We start from the raw sequence: 20,082 nt of genomic DNA, 5'->3' as shown, positions 1-20,082 counted from the left end.
GAAGGCGGGCGCGCGGCGGGTACGTGGTTGCGGGTCCGGCAGGACGCCCGCGGGGCGTCCTGCCGGACCGTGCGGCGCGGGGTCCGGGCGCCGCGGGGTGGTCTACGCCTGGTGGCCCAGGACGGTGGTGAGCGCCTCGGTGAGGGCGCCCGCGGGGTCCTCCGCGGCGCCGGGCACACGCCAGGCGACGTGCTGGTCGGGGCGGACGAGGACGGCGCCCGCGGGGTCCGTGCCGCGCAGCTCCTGCCAGGTCCCCTCGGCGTCGGCGGCGTCCGCGCCCTCGCCGATCCGCACGACCGTCACCGGCACCGACAGCTTCTCCGCGGCGAGCGCGGCGGCGTCCGCCCAGGCCGCCCCGTCGGGGCCGGTCAGCAGCAGGAAGCCGGGGCCGGAGCCGACCAGGTCCTGGGTGGACACGCGTGCGCCGTCCTGCTCGACCCAGGCGTGCGGCAGCAGGTGCCCGGGGCGGGTGGTGGGCGTGTACACGTCGCCGAGCGGCGCCGGCAGCGGCGGCCGGGTGCCGTCCGGGACGACCGCGCCCTGCATGTACGCGAAGCCGTTCTCGACGCCGATGGCCTGGCACTCGCCGCGGTGCGTCGCGAAGATCTCCGCGGCGCGGGCGCGCTGGGCGGCGCCCATCGGGCTGGGCGCGAAGTAGCCGAAGAAGACCGGCGTGCGGCGCTCCGGCGGCACGTGCGGGCCGATGCCCACGGCGGCGTCGATGACGACCTGGTGGTGCGCGGCGGCGGACATCGCCCAGCCCAGGTTGAACTGGCCGACCGGGCGGCGCTCGGCCTCGTAGGTGTCGAGCAGCGCGTCGGGCGAGGCGCCGGACACGACCGCGGCGAGCTTCCAGGCCAGGTTGTGCACGTCCTGGATGCCGGTGTTGAGGCCGAGGCCGACGGCCGGCGGCTGGCGGTGCGCGGCGTCGCCGACGAGGAAGACCCGGCCCTTGCGGTAGCTCTCGGCGATGACGGCCTCGACCGTCCAGCTGGTGACCTCGTGCAGCGTCAGCTCCAGCTCGGGCAGGCCCAGGATCTCCCGGATGCGGGCGGTGACGGCCTGCTCGTCGTTCCGGTCCAGCCCCATGAGGGGCAGGTGCAGGCCCCACTCCTCGCAGTTCTTGCCCCAGGTCGGGCCCATCTCGATGAGCGCGCTGGACAGGTCCGCGCGGTAGGGGTTGAGGAACCAGGTGATGATGGTCCCCTCGTTCCAGTACTGCGACAGGTCCGCGGAGAAGTACGCCGTGGTCGCGTCGAAGAGCGCCGGCAGGCCCTCCATCTTCACGCCGAGGGCGGGGCCGACCGTGCGGCCGGCGTCGGCGGCGATGACGTACCCGGCCTTGACGGTGGTGGTCTCGCCGCTCTCGACGGAGCGGATCTCGGCGGTGACACCGTTGCCGTCCTCGTCCTGGACGAGCGACACCAGCTCGTGCCCGAACAGGATCCGGTCGGGGTTGCGGGCCTCGGCGTGCCTCCGCAGGATCGGCTCCAGGCGCAGCTGCGGCAGCTTGACCGGCAGCACCGGGCCGGCGGCCTCGTACGACGCGCGCAGGCTCCCGCCGCCGAAGGCGTCCATCTCGTGGATGACCTTGCCGTCCAGCGGGCCCTGGCCGGTGAGCGTGGTCTGCCAGCGGACCTTGCCGAACTGCTCGGGCGAGGCGCCGATCTCCAGGACGTCGTCCGCCAGGCCGTGCTGCCGGAAGATCTCCATGGTGCGCTGGTTGACGTAGTGCGCCTTGGGCAGGCGCGAGGTGTCCGCGCGGCGCTCCACCAGCAGATGGCCCACGCCGTGGTCGGACAGGAAGACGGAGGCGGACAGGCCGGAGCCGCCGCCACCCACGATCAGTACCGGAACTTCTACGGTGGCCAAGGGATTTCGTCCTTCCGGAAGTACGGCCCGGGACGGCGGCAGCACGCGGCTGCCGCCGGGGGCCGTGGAGGTGCGGGACTAACGGGAAACACCGGGGAGGCGGTGGGGCACCCGCAAGGGGTGCGAGGGGGCGGGACCGGGGGTCACACCGGGTCCTGGAGGGCCCCCTCCGACAGCTGCATGATCTCCGGCACGCCGGAGCCCCAGCGGTAGTAGGACTGGAGCTTGTAGTACTCGCCGTCGGGCTGCGAGGCGACCGCGTAGACGAACTTCGTGGTCGGGTCGGCGGCCCGCACGTGCCGGACGAACAGCTCGATGCGCTCGTCGAGTTCGACGGGCAGCGAGGCCGGGTCGGTGGTCGCCACGGCGAAGCTGATCCGCTCGATCTGCGGGTTGTCCCAGCTGAGCGTGACGTAGACGCCGAAGATCTCGCGGCCGAGCCGGAGCATCTGCTCGCTGGGCTCGGCCTGGCCGATCTCGCCCAGCATCGCCTGGAGGGCCTCGGGGGCGATGCCGCCCTCCGGGGGCTCGCCGAAGTAGATGTTCACGGTCCGGTGGCGGTAGTCGATGCCGAGCAGGCCGACGGTGTCGCCGAGGCCGTGCCGCTTGATGAAGTCCAGGCTGTTGCCCAGGCTCGGCGGCATCGAGGGGATGCCGGCGAGCTTGGCGACCTCCTGGAGGGCGGTGCGCGGCAGCACGACCCAGATCTTCTTGAACCCGCCGACGACGCCGAAGTCGATGCCGTAGCCGTCGACCGGGCACGTGCCGCGGATGTCCCCGAGCAGCCGGGAGACGGGGTGGTCCGTCTTCTCCAGCAGCCCGCTGCCGACGGCCAGGTCGTACGGGTCGGTCTCCTGGGGCACGGTGAACCGGCAGTCCAGCTCGCCGGCCCGGCCCGCGCCGGTCGAGACCCGGAACGCGACGACGGCCTGGGCGAGGTCCCCGCCGTACAGGTCGAGGATGCGCTGCACCCTCTCGCGCGGGTAGTCCACCTCCAGGATCCCGGCCGCTTCCTCGATCGCCGAGTGCAGCGCCTGCGCGGCGCTCTCCTGACTCTTCACAGCCGCCTCACTCATGGCGGTCACCATCCATGGGCTTCATGGCGGTCAGCCTCTGCCATGCATCTTGATCAGGCCTCTTGCGGGACTTGCCGTCGGCTTGGCGCGGGTCCGGCGCGGGGTTGCGGGGCGGTGTCATCGGGGAAGTTCCTTTCGGGGCAGTGCGGCGGCGTGCAGCAGGACCAGCGGGTGGAAGCGGTAGCGGTCCTCGCCGAGGGCGGCGCCGCCGGGCTCCGACGTCAGCAGGCAGGCGTCGACGAGCTCCTCCAGCGCGTCCTCGGGTTCGGCCAGCCCGATGACCTCACCGGCGAGCCGGGCGGTGAACGGGCCGCCGCCGACGGCCGCGAGCCACGGCAGGACGGCCGCGGTGGCGGGGCTCAGCCGGGACAGCGCCCGGTTGAGGGAGCGGGTCAGCTCCAGGTCGCCGTAGGAGAGCGCGGCGAGCCGGGTGCGCGGGTCGGCGAGCTGTGCGGCGAGCCGGGCGACGGGCCAGTGCGGGCGGGAGGCGAGCCGGGTGCCGGCGATGCGCACGGCGAGCGGCAGCCCGGCGCAGTAGCGCACCAGGTCGCGGGCGGCGGGCAGTTCGGCGCGGATGCGCTCGGCGCCGACGGTCTCGGCGAGCAGCGCGACGGCGTCCTCGTCGGCGAGCGGTTCCAGCGAGACGGTGGACGTGGCGGGTACGGTCACCAGCCGGCGGCGGCTGGTGACCAGCAGCGCGCTGTCGGTGCCGGCCGGCAGCAGCGGGGTGAGCTGGGCGTCGCTGGTGGCGTCGTCCAGCACGACGAGCAGCCGGGCGGAGGCGGTGCGGGAGCGGTAGCGGCGCACCAGGTCGTTGAGGTCGCGGGCGGGGCCCTGCGCCGTCTCGCCCAGCGCGGACAGCAGTTCGGCGAGGACGTCGGCGGGCGGCCGGGCGGCCCCTTCCGCGTCCTGGAGGTCGGCGTGCACCACGCCGTCCGGGAAGGCGCGGGCGCAGGAGTACGCGACCTCGGCGGCCAGCGCGGTCTTGCCGCTGCCGGGCATGCCGGTGACGAGGGCGGCCCGCAGCCGCGCGGCCGGTCCGGCGGAGCGGCGCAGCAGCAGCGACCGGAGGCGGGCGGCCTCGGTGGTGCGGCCGGTGACGGCGCCGTCCCGGACCGGCAGCGCGACCGGCGGTCTGCGCTGCGGGGTGCCGGTGCCGCCCTCGCCGCGCAGGATGCGCAGGTAGGCGCGGCTGAGCTGCTGGCCGGGCACCACACCGAGCTGCTCGTCGAGGATGCGGCGGCCCTCGCCGTAGACCTGGACGGCCTCGGCCTGCCGGTCGGAGCGGTGCAGTGCGGTGATGAGGTGGGCGCGGAGGTTCTCCTCCATGGGGAAGCGGGCCACCAGGGACAGCAGTTCGGGCACCAGCGCGCGGTGCCGCCCGAGGGCGAGGTCGGCCTGGATCCGGCGTTCCAGCGCCTCGGCGCGGAGGAATTCCAGCCGGGGGCGCTCGGACTGGAGCAGGTGCTCGGTGACGTTGTCCAGGGCGTGCCCGCTCCAGCAGCCGAGTGCGCTGCCGAGCAGCCGGCCGGCCTCCTCGTAGCGGCTCTCCTTCAGCGCCCGGCGGCCCATGCGGTCGAGCCGTTCGAAGGAGAAGAGGTCGACTTCGGCGTCGCGGACGTCGAGGACGTATCCCGGGCCTTTACGGGAGATCTGCACCGGCTGTCCGAGGACTTTCCGCAGCCGTGACACATAGGTGTAGATCTGTGAGTTCGAGGTGGGCGGCGGTGTGTCCCCCCACAGTGCGGCGCTCAGCCGGCCGTCGGCGACCAGTGTGCCGCGGGCGAGCAGCAGGACGGCGAGTACGGTGTGGATTTTCGTTCCGGGCAGCGGTACCGCCTGACCCGCTCTGCTCACGGAGACCGGGCCCAGCAAGCGGAATTCGAGTGATCCGTTCGTTCCGCCGCCCCGGTCCTCCTCGGTGATCCCTTCGGCGGGCGCCACCGCCACGCCAGCGATGTTCGGCACAGTGCATTCCCCATCCCCTGGATGTCCCCGTACGAAATTGCATCCGCAACCTATCCAGCCGCCCTATTACCGCATTATCGAGTCGATTTCGAGTGGCCGAAATCGCCGGGAAATCACCCCAAAAGCGACCCGGCCTAAGGTGATCCAAGAAATGCTGCACAAGGAAATTGCCACACACCACGGGGAGTCAGTCATGCGCAAGTTCCGCACCGTCGCAGCCGTGTTCGCCAGCTCCGCAATGCTTCTTCTCCCGCTGCTCGTCGCCCTCAACGCGCTGGGCTCCGGTATGGGCACCAACGATCTGCCCTGGACGTGATCCGGAATCAGGACGGGCAGCAGCCGAAGGAATATGCCGGGGTAATACGCACAGACCCCGGAAAACCCGGAGACCCGGGAAGACGCAGGGAGCCCGGCGAGGGGCTCAGCAGCCGCTGAGCAGCCGGGCCAGTTCGAGCCCCTCGACGGGGCTGTCGGCGCCGCGGGACTCCAGGACCTCGCGCAGCCGGCCCGCACGCCGCACCCACACCGGTGCGTTGAGCGAGCGGAACTCCTGCTGGGCCCAGGCCAGGGGCGCGTCGGCGCCCGTGCCGCCGCACAGGGCCTCGGCGCAGGCGAGGTTGGTGGTGATCCGGGCCTGGAGGAAGCGGTCGTTGACCTCTTCGGCGGCCCGCAGGGCGCGCAGCAGGCTCGCGCGCGCCTTGTGCGGCTCGTTCTGCCGCCACTGCGCCTCGCCGAGCACACACAGCGCGTGGGCCTCGCCCAGCCGGTCACGCTGGCCGCGGGTGAGGCCCACGACGTCGTGGCACACCCGCTCGGCCTGCTCCGACTGCCCGGCGCTGAGCAGCGCCTCGGCGAGGCGGTAGAGGTTCTGGGTGCGGCTGCGCAGCGACCCGGCCTCGTAGCTGACCTCGATCGCCTGGTTGCTCAGCTCCACCCCGCGCTCGGGGTTGCCCTGCTCGATCTCGATCTGGGCGAGCAGGCCCAGCGCGTGCGAGAGGCCCGAGGCGTCACCGGCCTGCCGGAAGAGGACGAGGGAGGCCTCGCAGTAGCGCGCGGCCTCGGCCAGTTCACCGCAGAAGCGGGCGCAGACGGCGAGGTTGCGCCGCACGATGGCGCGGCCCTGGGTGTCGTCGGTCTGCTCCAGCAGGTCCAGGGCGGTCAGCAGCCGTTCGCGCGCCTCGTCGTAGCGGCGCTGGTAGATGGCGAGCGTGCCCAGCGAGCGCAGCATGGTGCCGGCGCCGTGGGTGTCGCCGGCGCGCTGCGCGCCCTCCAGGGCGCTGTCGGCGGCGCGCCGCCAGTCCTCCAGGTAGTTGCGGGTCTCGAAGAAGGGCACCGAGCCGATGGCCAGGACCCACGCGCGGCCCTCCTGGCCCTCGCGGGCGGCCTGCGCCACGAGCGCGCCGAGCGCCTCCCGTTCGCCCTCGAACCACTCGATGGGGTCGGACACCAGCTCGCTCACCGCGGCGCCGGGCAGCTCCTGGATGTGGGCGGGGACGTGCGGGGCGACCTCGCCCTTGCCGTACAGCTGCTCCTGTGCGGCGTAGACGAGCGTGAGCACGGCGGACAGCACCCGGTCGAGTGTCTGCTCGCGCTCCTGCGCGCCGTCCTCGGCCAGGCACCGTTCCTGTGCGAACAGCCGCATCAGCTCGGGGATGCGGAAGCGGGTGCCGCCGCCGCGCACCGAGCAGCGCTCCAGCAGCTGCGCCCCGGCGAGCTGGTGCAGCAGTTCCTCGGAAGCCCCGGGGGTGACGCCGAGCACGGGGGCGCCGATCCAGGGCGGGAAGTCGGGCACGTCGAGGACGCTCAGCTGCCGGTAGAGGCGCGCGGCCTGCACCGACAGCGCGCGGTAGCTGAGCCACAGGCTGGAGCGCACCCCGCTCTCGCCGGGGCTGACGACGTCCAGCCGCTCGCGGCGGTCCTCCATGCGCGCGACCATCCGGCGCAGCGACCACTGGTGGTCGGACAGCAGCCGGGTCGCGACGATGCGCAGGGCGAGCGGTAACCGGTCGCACAGGTCCACCAGGCGCCGCGCGGCGGCGGGTTCGGCCGCCACCCGCTGGTCGCCGATGGTGGCGGCCAGCAGGTTGAGCGATTCGGTCGTGCTCATCCCGTGCAGCTCGATACGGACCGCGGCGACCGCTCCGGCCAGCCCGTTGAAGGGGTCGCGGCTGGTGAACAGGGCGCGGGCGGGGCCGCGGCCTGGCAGCAGCGGGCGGATCTGCTCCAGCGAACCGGCGTTGTCCAGGACGATCAGCAGCCGCTTGCCGTCCAGGGTGCTGCGGTAGAGCGCGGCCCGGTCCTGGAGGCCCACGGGGATCGACGCGCCGGGCACGCCGAGCGCGCGCAGCGCCCGGTCGAGGGCGGCCTCGGCGGTGACCCCGCCGTGCGCGCGCAGGCCCTGGAGGTCCAGGTAGATCTGGCCGTCGGGGAAGCGCCGGGCGACGCGGTCGGCCCAGTGCTGGGCGAGCGCGCTCTTGCCGACCCCGGCGGCGCCGCAGATCGCCGCGACGCGCACCGGCAGGCCGCCGCCGGGCCCGAGGGCGGGCTGCACGAGGCGGCCGAGCAGTTCCAGCTCGGCCTCCCGTCCGACGAACGGCTCGGGCGGCAGCGGCAGTTGGTGCGGTACGGCCGGGGTCGCGGCGGGCGCGGGCACGGTCTCGGGCACCGCGGCCACCGCCAGCGGTACGGGGACGGCCACCGCGGCGGGCGCGGGGACGGGCGCGGGCGGCCGTACCGGCGCGGGGCCGTCGCCCTCCAGGACGGTGCGGTGCAGCTCCTGGAGTTCGGCGCCCGGCTCGACGCCCAGCTCGGCGATGAGGACGCGGCGCCCCTCGCGGTAGCAGCCGAGCGCCTCCGAGCGGCGGCCCGACAGGTGGTAGGCCTGCATGAGGACGGCCCGCGCGTGCTCGCGCAGCGGGTACTCGGCGACCAGCGGGCCCAGGCTCTCCACGACCGAGCGGTAGCGGCCCTGCTGGAGCTGGACGGTGGCGTACTCCTCGGCCAGATCGACCTTCAGCTCGGTGAGCCGGCGCACCACCTCGGTCAGCGAGCCGCCGTCCATGCCGTCGAGCACCGGGCCGTCCCACAGCGCGAGGGCGTTCTCGAAGCGGGCCGCGGCCGCGTCCGGGTCGCCCGCCTCGGCTGCCGCCCCCGCGGCGGCAGCCGATTCGTACAGGTCGACGACATCGACGTAGTGGCCCGTGGTGTGCAGCACGTAGCCGGGCGGCACGGTCTCGATGAGGCCGTCGACGCGGGCCTCGTCGCGGAAGGTCTTGCGCAGGGCGGAGACGCAGATGGCGATCTGGTTGCGCGCGGTGGCGGGGGGTTCGCTGTGCCAGACGGCTTCGGCCAGGGAGTCGACGGAGACCACGCGCCCGGGAGTGAGCAGCAGCACGGCCAGAATCGTTCGCTGCCGCGCGCTGCGCAGTTGCAGCGATCTGCCGTCCGCGCTCACTTTGAGCGGGCCCAGCACCTGAAACGATAGCCGGGTCGACACACCGTCCCCTTCCCGAGGCGCACCCGCGCCCCGTCCCCCACGGGAGACATTGCAGAGCCATTCTGCGTACAAGTTTTCGTCTCGACAACACAGTTGGACCACTTCACGCTACGTGCCGGTCAGCCAACCCGTTCCCTGCGCCTCTTCGAGGAACCATAACTTTCCGTCACCCGATGGCCGGGACCTTTCGGTCAACCGGCCGCCGTCCCGCAGCCGGACGGCGATCTCCCGGCGCAGCCGCTCGCCCGATCCGCCGTTGGCGAGCACGACCAGGCCGCTGCCGGTGCGCAACCGCAGCGTGGAGACGGCGTAGTGGCCCGCCGGCGCCCCCTCGTGCCCGAACTCGGTGTCGGAGCCGAGGACGTCGACCATCGTGCCGAGGCCGTAGAGGTCGTCGGGGCTCGGGGTGAGCATGCGGGCCGCGCTGTCCGCGGTGAGCAGGGCGAGCGGGACGCCCCGCGCGGAACGGCGGACCTCCAGCGCCACCTTGGCGAGGTCGGCGGCGGTCGTCCACAGCTCGGCGGCGCCGGAGGCGGGGCCGGAGGCAGGGCCGGGGTCCCCGCCGGGCGCGGTGGCCGGTTCCGCTCCCCGCCGCCCGCCGGACGCGGTGGCCGGTTCCGTGCGCGGCGCGGTGCGGGATTGCGGCCGTGCGCCCAAGGCGCCCGCGGCGGGCAGCGGGCGGCCCGCCGCGTCGTGGCCGATACGGGCGGCCGGGGCGCCCGTACGCCCGCCGCTGCGGGGCGGCGGGCCGCCGAAAGAGCTGTCGTCCAGGCCCAGCGGCCCCAGCACCAGGCGCCGCATCAGCAGCCCGAACGGCTCGCCGGTGACCTCCTCCAGCAGTCCCGGCAGCAGGGCCGCGCCCGTCCCGAGGCGGTCGCCCAGCAGGTCCGCCAGGGTCGGCCGGCGGGCGGCGCGGTTCCTGCCCCCGGTGTCGAGGGCGGCGTCCGGCGGCGCGTCCAGGTCGAGCAGGCCCTCGTCCACCAGCCGCAGCACGCCCAGCGCCGTGACGTGCCGGCTCAGGTCGCCCGCCGGGAAAGCGGTGCGCGGGGTGACGGGGCGGCCCTCCCCGTCGTCGCCCGCGGCCTCGACCGCGACCAGGCCGCCGCGTTCGAGCACGGCCACGGAGGCGCCGGGCACCCGGCACTCCGCGAGCAGGTCGGCCAGCGGCCGCCCGCCGAAGGCGACGTGCCGCCCGCTGCGCGCGGCCCTGCGCGGGGCGTCCAGCAGCGGACCGCCGGGCCGCGGCAGCGCCGCGAGGTCCACCCGCCCGTCGGCGGCCCGCGGCAGCTCGCCGAGCAGCACCAGGTTCGCGGGCACCAGGTGGTCCGGCAGCAGCCGCCGGCAGTGCGCGGCCAGCGCCGCCGCGTCCAGGCCCTGCGCGCCGGGGCGCGGCACCACGTACCCGGCGAGCCGGACGTCGCCGGAGGCCGCCCGCACCCCGACGACGACGGCCTCGTCCACGCACGGGTGGTCGTACAGCGCCTCCTCGGCCTCCGCCGGGTCGGCGCGGTGGCCGCAGATCCACACCTGCCGGTCGGTGCGGCCGAGCGGCTCGGCCTCGCCGGTGGCGGTGCGCCGCACCAGCTGCCCGGTGCGGAACATCCGGGCGCCGGGCGGGCCGTAGGGGTCGGGCAGGAAGCGTTCGGCGGTCAGCGCGGTCCGCCCCACGTAGCCGAGGGCCACCCCGGGACCGGCCACGTACAGCTCGCCGACCTCGCCCGCCGGGACCTGCCGCCCGTCGCCGTCGAGCACCCGGATCCGGCTGTCGGCGCCGGGGCGTACGGGGTCGGGGCAGCTGCCGTACGACGTCTCGACCGAGCCGTACGCGGGGAGCAGCCGCCCGCTGCCGAGGAATTCGGCGAGCCGCGCCGCGGCGGGGCCCGGTGTGCTGCCGCCCGCGACGACGAACGTCCCGGCGAGCGCGGCGACCACCGCCGGGCCGGACTGCCGTACGAGCAGGTCGAGATGGCCCGGCGCGAGGTGCAGGAAGGCGAACGGACCGGCCGAGGCGAGCCACTCCCCCAGCTGGGCCAGATCCGGTGCGCGCGGGGCGAGCACCACCCGCTGCCCGGCCGCGAGCGGCGCCCACAGGCCGGTGGCCGTCACCTCGGAGGCGACCGAGCAGAAGACGGCGGTGCCGCCCGTGCCCCGGCCGATCAGCTCCCGCCCGGCCCAGGCCACATGGTCCGCGAGCCCGCGGTGCGTGACGGCCACGGCGTAGGGGCGCCCGGCCACGGTGGGGGCGTGGGCCACCAGCGCGACGTCGTCGGGGGCGGGCGGCTCCGCAGCGGCGCCGCCCCCCGGGTGCGCGGCCAGCTCGGCGGCCAGCTCGGGGTCGTCGGCGTAGAGCACGGTGCCGTCGAAGCCGTCGAGCGCGGCGGCCCCGTAGCCGAGTTCGGCGACCACCACGCGGGCCCCGGCGTCGGCGAGCAGCAGGTGCAGCCGCGCCGCGGGGAAGTCCGGGTCGAGGGGTACGCAGGCGGCCCGCGCCTTCCACGCGCCCAGCGTCACGGCGTGCAGGTCGGCGCCCCGGCCGAGGAGGACCCCGACCAGGGCGCCGCGCCCCACCCCGCGTGAGCGCAGTAAGCGGGCCCACCGGTCGGAGGCGGCGTCCAGCTCGCCGAAGCCGAGCGCGAAGCCGTCCCCCTCGACGGCGACCGCCCCGGGGGCGCGCCGCGCCCACCGCCCGAGCGTGACGGGCAACGGCTCCCCTGCGGGAACGGGTCCACCCGGCGCCACGGGTTCCCCGGCGGGAGCGGGCCCGTCGGGATCCGCGGGCCGCGGGCCCTCGCGCAGGCTCAGCGGCCGCAGGTCCTTCCAGGTCTCCTGGATGTGCGCGAGGCACCGCTCCCGGGGCCCGGTGGTGCCCTCCGCGTGCCAGCCGGCGGGCAGTGCGCGGTCGGTCCACCAGATCGAGTGCTGCCCCTCGCCGTTGAGCACGACGCGCCGGTCCGCGGGGTCGGCGGTCTGCTGTTCTGACAAGGTCACTCCTGCGGATCCGGGGACGCTGCCCGGACCGGCGGCCGACGGGTGCGTCAGGGGGTGGGTCGGTGGGCCGGGGCACGGTGAGGCGGCCGGACCGGGTGAGCCTTCCGGTCCGGCCGCGGGGACGCCCGGCGCGGGCGGGTCAGGGCCGTTCGGTCAGTTCGTCCTCCAGCCGGCGGGACAGCTCGACACGGCGGGTCTTGAGCGTCGCGGTGCGCGGCAGTTCGGCGAGCGGGATCTGGACGGGCTCGGCGAGCTGCGGGTACGCCGCGGTGGCGGCGCGCCAGCGGTCCATGTCCAGCGGCTCGTCGCGGTGGGTGCACACCACCGGGACCGCCTCGGAGCGCGGGCCGGGCACCACGACCAGCTCGGCCAGCTCCTCCAGTTTGTCGAGGATGTCGTCCTCGACCTCCAGGTTGCTGCCGACGCCCTCGATCGTGTCGAACTCCCGGTCCAGCATGTGCAGGCAGCCGAAGCGGGTGCGGTAGCCGACGTCGCCGGTGCGCCACCAGCCGTCGTGCACGTTCTCGTCGTAGCGGTCCTGCTCGCCGTGGTAGGTCTTGGCGATGCCGTCCCAGCGGACGTCGATGTAGCCGGGGTTGGCCTGCGAGGGCCGCTTGCCGTCCCGGCTCACCACCCGGACCTTCGCGCTGCCGGGCAGCGCGAAGCCCATGCAGCGGCCGTCCATGCGGTGCGCGAACTTGCGGAAGTACGGGCGGCCGGCGGCCGGGCCGACCTCGCTCTGGCCGTAGATCTGGAAGAACTGCGCGCGCTGCGCCGAGGAGTGCAGCAGCCGCCGCACGGTACGCGGGTGGATCGCGTCGAAGGTGCTGCTGAAGTACTTGACCGAGGCGAAGGGCCTGCGCCGGTCGTCGGTCAGCCCCTCCCAGGCCAGGAAGGAGTTGGGCAGCGCCTCGATGAGCCAGGGGCGGTGCTGGACGAAGAAGTCCGCGACGGCGTCCGGTGTGCCGTTGTTGACCGCGAGCACCGGCATGCCCTTGAGGAAGCACAGTGAGAGCGCCGCGAAGGTGCGGGAGTGGCCGAAGGGGATGTGGACGGCGACGGTGCCGCGCTTGCGCATCATCCCCAGCAGGAAGAGCTGCGGGCGCAGCCGGGTGCGCATCGTGCGCGGGGTGTGCACGACGAGCTTGGGCAGCCCGGTGGTGCCCGAGGTGTGGGTGATCATGGCGGGCTCGTCCAGACCGCGCAGCACCGGCTTGACGGGTGTGCCGCCGTCGAGGTCGGCGAGCCGGGTCGCGCCGGGGCCGGTCTCGCCGATCCCGATGACGCCGCGGGTCAGCTCGCCGAGATCGACGCCGTCCTCGGTGAGGGCGCGCAGCTTCGGCGCGTCGGTGATCAGGTGCGGCCGGTCCAGCCGCTGCATCAGCGCGGACAGCGCCTGGGAGTCCAGGTGGTGGGAGAGCATCACGGGGACGGCGCCGGTGCGCTCCACCGCGGTCGCCAGCAGCCACAGGTCGAAGTTGGGGGCCTTGCAGATCACCACGTGGCCCCCCGGGCGCACCCCGGCCGCGGCCACCCGGTTGGCGAAGTCCGCGGCGTATCCGGCGAGTTTCGCCACCGTCAGCCGGCGGCCCGCGTCGGGCAGCGCGTCGAGGTCGTGGTCGAGCGTGACCGGTGTCCCGCCGCGGACGAGCGCGGCCCGCTCCGGGACGACGCCGAGGTAGAGGCCGGTCCTGTGCAGGGACTCCTGGTCCGTGGCGCTCCGCGTTCCGGAGTCGAGCTTGTCCAGCAAGGTGCTTCCCATCAGATCTCCCTCCGGGCCCGCCTCGTTCCGGTCGTGCAGCGGACGGCGGTTCGGTGTTCTCGGGTGCCGGTGGAGCACAGCGTCCTGCACCGGGCTTGGTGCCGAATGTGCGCCCGCGCGGGCCGGTTGCGGCGCTTGCGCGGGCGGACCGCTGTACGGACCGGGCGGGGCGGGCGGCGTACGACGCTGTACGGCGCCGGGTCAGCGGTCGCGGTAGGCGACCATGTCGGCCAGCTCCTCCAGCCGCAGCCGCCAGCCGGCCGGCAGCGGGGAGTCGGCCAGGGCCCCGTAGGCGTCGGCGACGAGCGCGTCGATCTGCTCCTCGACGTCCGCGCGGACCCCGGAGGCGAGCAGCGCGGCACGCAGCTCCGCCGGGTTCCAGTCGCTGTTCCTGCTGTCCTCGACGAGCCGGGCGACCTGCGGGTCCTTGGCCGCGGCCAGCGCGATCAGCAGCGTCATCTTGTGCTCGTCGAGATCGAGCCCGGTCGGCTTGCCGGTCGCCGCCGACTCGCCGAACGCGTCGAGCAGGTCGTCGCGCAGCTGGAAGGCCTCGCCGGCCGCGACGCCGTACGCCTCGAAGACCGTGTCGAGTCCGGGGCGGCCGGCGATCGCCGCGCCGAGCGCGAGCGGGCGGTGGATGGTGTAGCGGCCGGACTTGCAGACGGCGACCCAGCGGGCCAGCCGCGGGTCGGGCTTGACCTCGGCGGCCAGCGCGATGTCCAGCTGCTGGCCGACGATCATCTCGGCGACCAGTTCGTGCCACACCTCGGCGGCCGTGCCGGTCAGGGTGCCCGCGAGCCGGTTGGCGTAGGCGAGCGCCAGGTCCCCGGCGAGCATCGCGACACCCTCGCCGTACCGGCGGGACTCCCCCGCCCAGCCGCGCAGCGCGTGCACGTCGGTGTACTTGGCGTGGACGGTCGGGACACCGCGCCTGCTGGGCGAGTTGTCCATGATGTCGTCGTGGATGAGCGCGAAGGCGTGCAGCAGTTCCAGGGCGGCGGCCGCGTCGACGACGGTGTCCTCGGTCCCGTCGCCGGAGCCGCCGCCCGCGGCGAGGTAGCCGGTGACGCAGAACAGCGGCCGCAGCCGCTTGCCGCCGGCGGTGACCAGCTCCGTCACGGCGCCCACGGGCACCGCGACACGGGCGTCCACCTCGCTCCAGCGCGCCGACTCGGCGCTCAGCAGCTCCTCGATCCGCCGGTCGACGCGGGCCAGCAGCTTCTCGCAGGTCTCCTGGTCACCGGCGTCCCGCTGTGCGGTCGCCGCTTCCGTCAGAACTCGTCCCAGGGCGGACGGCATGGTTTCCCCCTCATCCCACCACGTGCTGGATTCCGTACGGGCGCAGTCGTCCGGGCGTGCTCGGCGGACCGCTCACCGGATTCTCGGCAGGCCCGCTTGCAGCGGTCTTCGTGACGGGTTGGCCCCGGCTTGGCGCATCCGGCGCCAATCGCGGGACCAGTGGCGGACAAGCTGCCGCCGGGAGGGTCGGCCAGGGGCGCGGCTGCGCACGCGGACCGGCACGCCGCCCTTTTCCGCGCGGGCCCGCCCGCACCGAACCCGAGGGAAGCGACATCACATGAGCGGTCTCATCCTTCCGCCCGGCCACGGCCGCAGACTCGTCACCAAGGCGCAGGACGTCACCTTCAAGGCCACCGCCGCGGACGGTTCCGTCGTCTCCGTCTTCGAGGTCGTCGTGCCGCCGGGATTCGACGTCGGCGCGCATGTGCACGCCAACTCGCAGGAGTTCTTCTACGTCCTGGAGGGCGAGCTGCAGCTGCTCGCCTTCGAGCCCACCGAGCGGACCGGGGACACCTGGCACGACTGGACGTCGAAGGACGGCGACACCGCGGTGCGCGCGGCCGAGGGCGCCTGCATGTTCGTGCCGCCCGACACCCCGCACGCCTTCCGCAACGCCTCGGACAAGCCGGCCCGCATGCTCTTCCACAACTACCCCTCGCCCGACCACGAGCTGTACTTCGAGGAGATCGTCGAGATCTTCGCGGCGGGCAGGACGGTCGACTCCGGCGCGGTCGAGGCCATGCGCAAGCGCTACGACGTCCAGCAGATCACCCCGCTCCGCTACACCCCGCCCACGGCGTGACGCCACACGAAAGGTCGGCACTGATGAGCAAGGACAGCATCCCGCTGGTGCACCCGAGCCTCGGCGAGCGGGAACTCGCCGCCGTCGCCGAGGTGTTCGCCTCCGGCTGGCCGGCCGGCCAGGGCCCGCGCGGCAAGGCCCTGGAGGCCATGCTCGCCGAGCGCTACGGCGTGGGCGACGCGGTCGCCGTGAGCAACTGCGGCGCCGCGCTCCACCTGGCCATGCTGGCGCTCGGGGTGGAGCCCGGCGACGAGGTGATCGTCGCCGACTACACCTTCCCCGCGCCCGCGCACGCGGTGCGCTACGTCGGCGCGACCCCGGTGTTCGCGGACGTGCGCGCCGACACCGGCACGGTGGACGCGGCGGCGGTCGCGGCCCTGATCGGGCCGCGCACGGTCGGCATCATCGCGGTGGACACCCTCGGGATGCCCGCCGACTACACCGAGCTGATGGCGCTCGCCGACGCCCACGGGCTGTTCGTCGTGGAGGACGCGGCGTGCGCGGTCGGCGCGACCTACCAGGGCCGCCCGGCCGGTTCGCTCGCTCCGGTGGCGTGCCTGTCCTTCCACGGCCGCAAGGGCGCGACCAGCGGTGAGGGCGGCGCGCTGCTCGCCGCCGACCCGGTGATCGGCGCGGACGCCCGGCTGCGGTCGTCGTTCGGCATCGGCAGCATCTACGACCAGGCGCAGGTCGTCGGCCTGCCGATCCCGGTCTTCACCGACATCGGCTACAACTACAAGCTGTCCGACATCGCCGCCGCGATCCTCCAGGTCCAGCTGGACCGGGTCGACGAGCTGCTCCAGCGCCGCAACACGGCGGCCGCCGCCTACGCCGAACTGCTCGGCGGCGACGACCTGCTGACGCTGCCGCACGTGCCGGACGACCGCACCCACGCGTGGCAGTCCTACCTGGTGACCCTCGACCCGCGGGTGGACCGCGCCGGGGTCGCCGCCGCGCTGCGCGCCCAGGGCATCGGCTGCGGCCAGGGCGCGTGGGCCACCCACCTCCAGCCGGTCTACCGCTCGGAGCAGAGCTGCCCGGTGTCGGCGGACCTCTTCGCGCGCAACCTGGCCATCCCCATGCACGCCGAGCTGACCCTCGACCAGGTCGAGCAGGTCGCGAACACGCTGCGGGCGGAGCTGAAGAACAACCTGCGCGCGGGCTGACCGCACCCGACCCGCACGGTGAAGCCCGGCCGGAGGATTCTCCGGCCGGGCTCCGTCGTACGGGGTGGGGCCGCGGTCAGCGGGCGAGCACCAGGACCGTCGGGGAGGAGGTCTCCACGAAGCGGACGTCCTCGAAGCCCGCGGCGGTCAGCCAGGCGTGGTAGTCGCCGCGCCGCCAGGTGCTGCCGTGCCGGGACTTGATGAGCATCTCGCCGGCGAAGGTCAGCGCGAAGGGCGGGCCGCTGCGGTCGTCGTCCACGACGTAGTCGGAGACGACGAGCGTGCCGCCGGGACGCAGCGCCTTGCGGATGCGGGTGAAGACCGCCTGGTTGTCCTCGGGGCCCTCCTGGTGGGCGATGTTGGAGTACACCACCACGTCGTGGTCGCCGTTGCCGAAGTCGACGGTGTGGAAGTCGCCGTCCACGTGCTCGACCCGGTCGCCCACGCCCTTCTCCGCCAGCAGCCGGCGGGCGATCGCGTTGATCGGCGCCCAGTCGATCTGGGTGGAGCGGGCGTCCGGGTTGAGCGCGAGCCAGATCGCCGAGCAGATGCCCGAGCCGCCGCCGATGTCGAGGATCGAGACCTTCCCGGCGTCGGCGAGCCCCAGCTCGGCGGCGGCGATGTGCGCGACCGGCACGGACTGCGCCGCGATGGCCTGCACCAGGTTCTCCCAGTGCGGGTTGTCGGCGACCTCGACGACGACGTTCGACGTCGGACCGCCGTCGCGCACGGAGTCGGGCAGCGTCGCCATCGAGCCGATGTGGCCCAGCTTGAGCTGGGCGAAGCCGGTGAGCGACGCGGGCCGGCCCTCCACCAGGAACGCCGCCGCCTCCGGGGTGTTGCGGTAGCGGCCGTCCTCCACCACGACCACCTCCAGCGCCACCAGGCCGTCCAGCAGCGCCTGCGCCCCGCGCGGCGCGATCCCGGCCCGCTCGGCGACCTGCTCCGCGGTGCCCGCGCCGTCCTCCAGGTGCGTGAAGACCCGGTACTGCGCCGCCGTGCCCATGATCCCGGTGGCCCAGTAGCCGTTGATCAGCCGCATGATGCGCTGCGAGTCGGGCCCGCCGTGTGCCGCGCCGCTCATGAGATCCTCCCCGCGTACGGGAGCGACGCGGCGACGCCGGCCAGCTCCGCGGTGTCGTCGTGTGATGCCGCGCCCTCGGGCACGGTGCCGTCGGCCCAGGTGCCCAGGGCCATCTCGGCGGTGATGCCGGGGCCGAAACCGGCGATGACGCCGGTGGCACCGGTGGTCAGCGGCCGGTCCTCCTCGAACCGGCGGCGCAGCGCGTCGAAGACGACGGCGCTGGCGATGTTGCCGTACTCCGTCAGGGTGCTCCAGCTGTGCCGGAAGACCGTGCGGTCGACCTCCAGGAACTTCGCGAGGTCGTCCAGGATCCGCGGGCCGCCCGCGTGGATGATGTAGAAGTCCAGGTCGGAGGCGTTCCAGCCGTAGCCCGCGGCGAGCTGGCGCAGCACCGGGGCGAGCGGCTCCATGGTGCCCGGCACGCGCTTGTCGAGCTGGAAGTGGAAGCCGGTGTCCCGCACCGCGTAGGAGATCCACTCCTCGGTGTTCGGGATGAGGTAGGAGGCGTTGCGCTCCAGCCGCACGCCGCTCACGCCCACGTCACCGTGCCCCCGCACCACGGCGGCCGCGACCGCGTCACCGAACAGGCCGTCCGACAGCAGCGAGCCGATGTCGTCGGCGGAGGGCTGATAGCACAGCGAGCACAGCTCGCACGAGACGATCAGCACATTGCTGTCCGGGTGCGCCATGCAGAAGTCATGGGCGCGGTTGATCGCCGCGCCGCCCGCCGCGCAGCCGAGCTGGGCGATGGGAATCTGCCGGGTGTCGAAACGGAAACCCATGGTGTTGATGAGCCACGCGGTGAGCGAGGGCATCATGAAACCGGTGCACGACACGTAGACGATCGCGTCGATGTCCTCGGCCCGCAGCCGCGCGTTGGCGAGCGCGTCCTCGATGACCTCCGGGCACCGCTTCTTCGACTCGGCCTCGTAGATCCGGTTGCGTTCCTCGAATCCCGGGTGTTCCAGCGTCTGCTCGATGGGCTGCACGAGGTGCCGCTTGCGCACCCCGGTGTTCTGTATCAGCCGGAGCGCAAGCGGAAGCTGCGGCTTTCCCGCATGGGCTTTCCTGGCGAATTCCAGGGTCTGCTCCATGGTGATCGTGTATTCCGGTACGCGCACCGCGGGCTTGCACAAGATCGGCATGTCCGGCGCCTGCCTCTCAGAAATAGAAGACATTCCCCTGCCCTTTGGCCTTCGCCCTCTGACCTCTGCCCTCTGTTTTTTGGCCGTGTCAATGTCGTACGGCCGGCTTGCCCGCGCCTTGGCGCCGACTTGCCGCGGGACGCCGCGGGACGCCGCCGGATGCCGCGGGATACCGCCGGTTGCCGCCGCCGGTTGCCGCCGGGGAGGGGAACAGCGCGACGCGGCGCCCACCGGATCTTTCCGGTGGGCGCCGCGTCGTGACGGGCCGGGGGGCCGGGGGCTACGCCTCGAAGCGGGCGGCGGCCAGGTAGTCCGGCCGCGGGTCGAGCGCCGCGGCCAGCCGGAAGTGCCGCTGGGCCTCGGCGGGGCGGGCGGCCCGCTCCAGGGTGCGGCCCAGCGCGAAGTGCGCGAACGCGTTGTCCGGCTCGCGCTCCAGGACGACCTGGAACTCCAGCTCCGCGGGCCGCAGTTGCGCCGCGAGGAAGAACGCGCGGGCGCGCAGCAGCCGGGCCGCGGTGTTCTCCGGGTGGGCGGCGATGACCGGGTCCAGCAGCTTCACAGCGCCGCGCGGGTCGCGCGCGGCGAGCAGCTGCTCGGCGGCGCGGAAGTCGATCACATGGGTTTCCGGGGTGCGCTCGGGCACTGTCCGCCTCCCTGACATCGGGCACGGGGACGAATGATCGTCGGGACAGACATACCCAACACGCCGGGCGGCAATCGCATTCCCGCCACGGCGCCCCGGCGGGGCGCGGCCGCGCGCCCCTCGTACGGCCCCGCCCGGTGCTACCCGTCCTCGCTGCCGCGCCCGGCCGCCAGCCGCTCGCGCAGCTCGGCCCACACCGCCTGGACCTGCGGTTCCAGCGCCTCCAGCGGTCCGTTGTTGTCGATCACCAGATCCGCGACGGCCAGCCGGTCCGCCCGCCGCGCCTGCGCGGCCATCCGCGCCCGCGCCTCGTCCGGCGTCATCCCGCGCAGCCGCACCAGCCGGTCGGCCTGCGTGTCCGGATCGGCGTCGACCACCACGACCAGGTCGTAGAGCGGTGCCAGGCCGTTCTCGGTGAGCAGCGGGACGTCGTGCAGCACGATGTCACCGGGCCCGGCCGCCTGCTGGAGCTCGGCGGAGCGGGCGCCGACCAGCGGATGCACGATCGCGTTGAGCGCCTTGCGGCGCTCCTCGTCGGCGAAGACGATCGCACCGAGCTTCGGCCGGTCGAGCGAGCCGTCGGGCGCCAGCACCCCCGGCCCGAACTCCTCGACGACCGCGGCGAGACCGGGTGTGCCCGGCTCGACGACCTCCCGGGCGATCCGGTCGGCGTCCACCAGGATCGCCCCGTAGGACGCCAGCAGCCGTGCGACCTCGCTCTTGCCGGCTCCGATCCCGCCGGTCAGCCCCACTGTCAGCATGCCGGTCACCCTATCCGGCC

The 20,082-nt window shown here is 74.2% G+C and carries 14 protein-coding genes; 3 read left to right on the top strand and 11 right to left on the bottom strand.

Features of this window, described 5'->3' with window-relative positions; genetic code table 11:
• Nucleotides 1-102 precede the first annotated feature (102 nt).
• From ACWERV_RS07730 to ACWERV_RS07720, 3 genes are all read right to left on the bottom strand, one after another.
• Entirely contained in the window at nucleotides 103-1,872 is a 1,770-nt protein-coding gene (locus ACWERV_RS07730; RefSeq protein WP_452930090.1) for an FAD-dependent monooxygenase, read from the bottom strand.
• A 143-nt stretch (nucleotides 1,873-2,015) separates the two neighbouring features.
• Entirely contained in the window at nucleotides 2,016-2,948 is a 933-nt protein-coding gene (locus ACWERV_RS07725; protein WP_452930087.1) for an aromatic prenyltransferase, read from the bottom strand.
• Nucleotides 2,949-3,065: 117 nt separating this feature from the next.
• Nucleotides 3,066-4,916, bottom strand: coding sequence for a BTAD domain-containing putative transcriptional regulator (locus tag ACWERV_RS07720; protein ID WP_452930084.1), 1,851 nt, complete (start codon nucleotides 4,914-4,916; stop codon nucleotides 3,066-3,068).
• 151 nt (nucleotides 4,917-5,067) lie between these two features.
• Here ACWERV_RS07720 and ACWERV_RS07715 point away from each other — a divergent pair, with 151 nt between their 5' ends.
• Nucleotides 5,068-5,232: a hypothetical protein gene (locus ACWERV_RS07715; RefSeq protein WP_398187307.1), complete on the top strand. Its 165-nt coding sequence runs from the start codon at nucleotides 5,068-5,070 to the stop codon at nucleotides 5,230-5,232.
• Between the two features lie 105 nt (nucleotides 5,233-5,337).
• Here ACWERV_RS07715 and ACWERV_RS07710 read toward each other — a convergent pair whose 3' ends face one another.
• The 4 genes from ACWERV_RS07710 to ACWERV_RS07695 all read right to left on the bottom strand — a co-directional run bounded on the left by ACWERV_RS07710 (nucleotide 5,338) and on the right by ACWERV_RS07695 (nucleotide 14,461).
• Complete coding sequence (locus ACWERV_RS07710) at nucleotides 5,338-8,310, bottom strand: BTAD domain-containing putative transcriptional regulator (protein WP_452930081.1); 2,973 nt, start codon at nucleotides 8,308-8,310, stop codon at nucleotides 5,338-5,340.
• Nucleotides 8,311-8,520: 210 nt separating this feature from the next.
• Entirely contained in the window at nucleotides 8,521-11,394 is a 2,874-nt protein-coding gene (locus tag ACWERV_RS07705; RefSeq protein WP_452930078.1) for an AMP-binding protein, read from the bottom strand.
• A gap of 145 nt (nucleotides 11,395-11,539) precedes the next feature.
• The gene (locus tag ACWERV_RS07700) at nucleotides 11,540-13,162 is read right to left on the bottom strand and encodes an AMP-binding protein (RefSeq protein ID WP_452930075.1); all 1,623 of its coding nucleotides are present in this window, start codon (nucleotides 13,160-13,162) and stop codon (nucleotides 11,540-11,542) included.
• Nucleotides 13,163-13,363: 201 nt separating this feature from the next.
• Complete coding sequence (locus tag ACWERV_RS07695) at nucleotides 13,364-14,461, bottom strand: polyprenyl synthetase family protein (RefSeq protein ID WP_452930072.1); 1,098 nt, start codon at nucleotides 14,459-14,461, stop codon at nucleotides 13,364-13,366.
• Nucleotides 14,462-14,738: 277 nt separating this feature from the next.
• Here ACWERV_RS07695 and ACWERV_RS07690 point away from each other — a divergent pair, with 277 nt between their 5' ends.
• Nucleotides 14,739-15,263: a cupin domain-containing protein gene (locus ACWERV_RS07690; protein ID WP_452930069.1), complete on the top strand. Its 525-nt coding sequence runs from the start codon at nucleotides 14,739-14,741 to the stop codon at nucleotides 15,261-15,263.
• A gap of 23 nt (nucleotides 15,264-15,286) precedes the next feature.
• The gene (locus tag ACWERV_RS07685) at nucleotides 15,287-16,429 is read left to right on the top strand and encodes a DegT/DnrJ/EryC1/StrS family aminotransferase (protein ID WP_452930066.1); all 1,143 of its coding nucleotides are present in this window, start codon (nucleotides 15,287-15,289) and stop codon (nucleotides 16,427-16,429) included.
• Nucleotides 16,430-16,505: 76 nt separating this feature from the next.
• On the opposite strand, the gene ACWERV_RS07680 is transcribed toward ACWERV_RS07685, so the two are convergent.
• The 4 genes from ACWERV_RS07680 to coaE all read right to left on the bottom strand — a co-directional run bounded on the left by ACWERV_RS07680 (nucleotide 16,506) and on the right by coaE (nucleotide 20,062).
• On the bottom strand, nucleotides 16,506-17,513 hold the full coding sequence (locus ACWERV_RS07680; protein WP_398187288.1) for a methyltransferase: 1,008 nt from the start codon (nucleotides 17,511-17,513) through the stop codon (nucleotides 16,506-16,508).
• On the bottom strand, nucleotides 17,510-18,658 hold the full coding sequence (locus ACWERV_RS07675; protein WP_452930063.1) for a type III polyketide synthase: 1,149 nt from the start codon (nucleotides 18,656-18,658) through the stop codon (nucleotides 17,510-17,512). The genes ACWERV_RS07680 and ACWERV_RS07675 overlap by 4 nt, the downstream gene beginning before the upstream one ends.
• Nucleotides 18,659-18,938: 280 nt before the next feature.
• Nucleotides 18,939-19,301 carry a tetratricopeptide repeat protein gene (locus ACWERV_RS07670; RefSeq protein WP_398187282.1) on the bottom strand — a complete coding sequence of 121 codons (363 nt, stop codon included), beginning with the start codon at nucleotides 19,299-19,301 and terminating at the stop codon, nucleotides 18,939-18,941.
• A gap of 140 nt (nucleotides 19,302-19,441) precedes the next feature.
• Nucleotides 19,442-20,062 (bottom strand): dephospho-CoA kinase, encoded by a 621-nt coding sequence (gene coaE / locus ACWERV_RS07665; protein ID WP_452930060.1) that lies wholly within the window; start codon nucleotides 20,060-20,062, stop codon nucleotides 19,442-19,444.
• Nucleotides 20,063-20,082: the final 20 nt, after the last annotated feature.

Source organism: Streptomyces sp. NPDC004031 (assembly GCF_053604375.1).
Note: the sequence above shows the minus strand (reverse complement) of the source record. Positions and strands in the feature narration are given on the sequence as shown.

Coding starts and splice junctions, on each gene's coding strand:
- ACWERV_RS07725 (WP_452930087.1), bottom strand. CDS start 2,948: ATGAGTGAGGCGGCTGTGAAGAGTCAGGAGAGCGCCGCGCAGGCGCTG.
- ACWERV_RS07715 (WP_398187307.1), top strand. CDS start 5,068: ATGCTGCACAAGGAAATTGCCACACACCACGGGGAGTCAGTCATGCGC.
- ACWERV_RS07700 (WP_452930075.1), bottom strand. CDS start 13,162: ATGGGAAGCACCTTGCTGGACAAGCTCGACTCCGGAACGCGGAGCGCC.
- ACWERV_RS07695 (WP_452930072.1), bottom strand. CDS start 14,461: ATGCCGTCCGCCCTGGGACGAGTTCTGACGGAAGCGGCGACCGCACAG.
- ACWERV_RS07690 (WP_452930069.1), top strand. CDS start 14,739: ATGAGCGGTCTCATCCTTCCGCCCGGCCACGGCCGCAGACTCGTCACC.
- ACWERV_RS07685 (WP_452930066.1), top strand. CDS start 15,287: ATGAGCAAGGACAGCATCCCGCTGGTGCACCCGAGCCTCGGCGAGCGG.
- ACWERV_RS07680 (WP_398187288.1), bottom strand. CDS start 17,513: ATGAGCGGCGCGGCACACGGCGGGCCCGACTCGCAGCGCATCATGCGG.
- ACWERV_RS07675 (WP_452930063.1), bottom strand. CDS start 18,658: ATGCCGATCTTGTGCAAGCCCGCGGTGCGCGTACCGGAATACACGATC.
- coaE (WP_452930060.1), bottom strand. CDS start 20,062: ATGCTGACAGTGGGGCTGACCGGCGGGATCGGAGCCGGCAAGAGCGAG.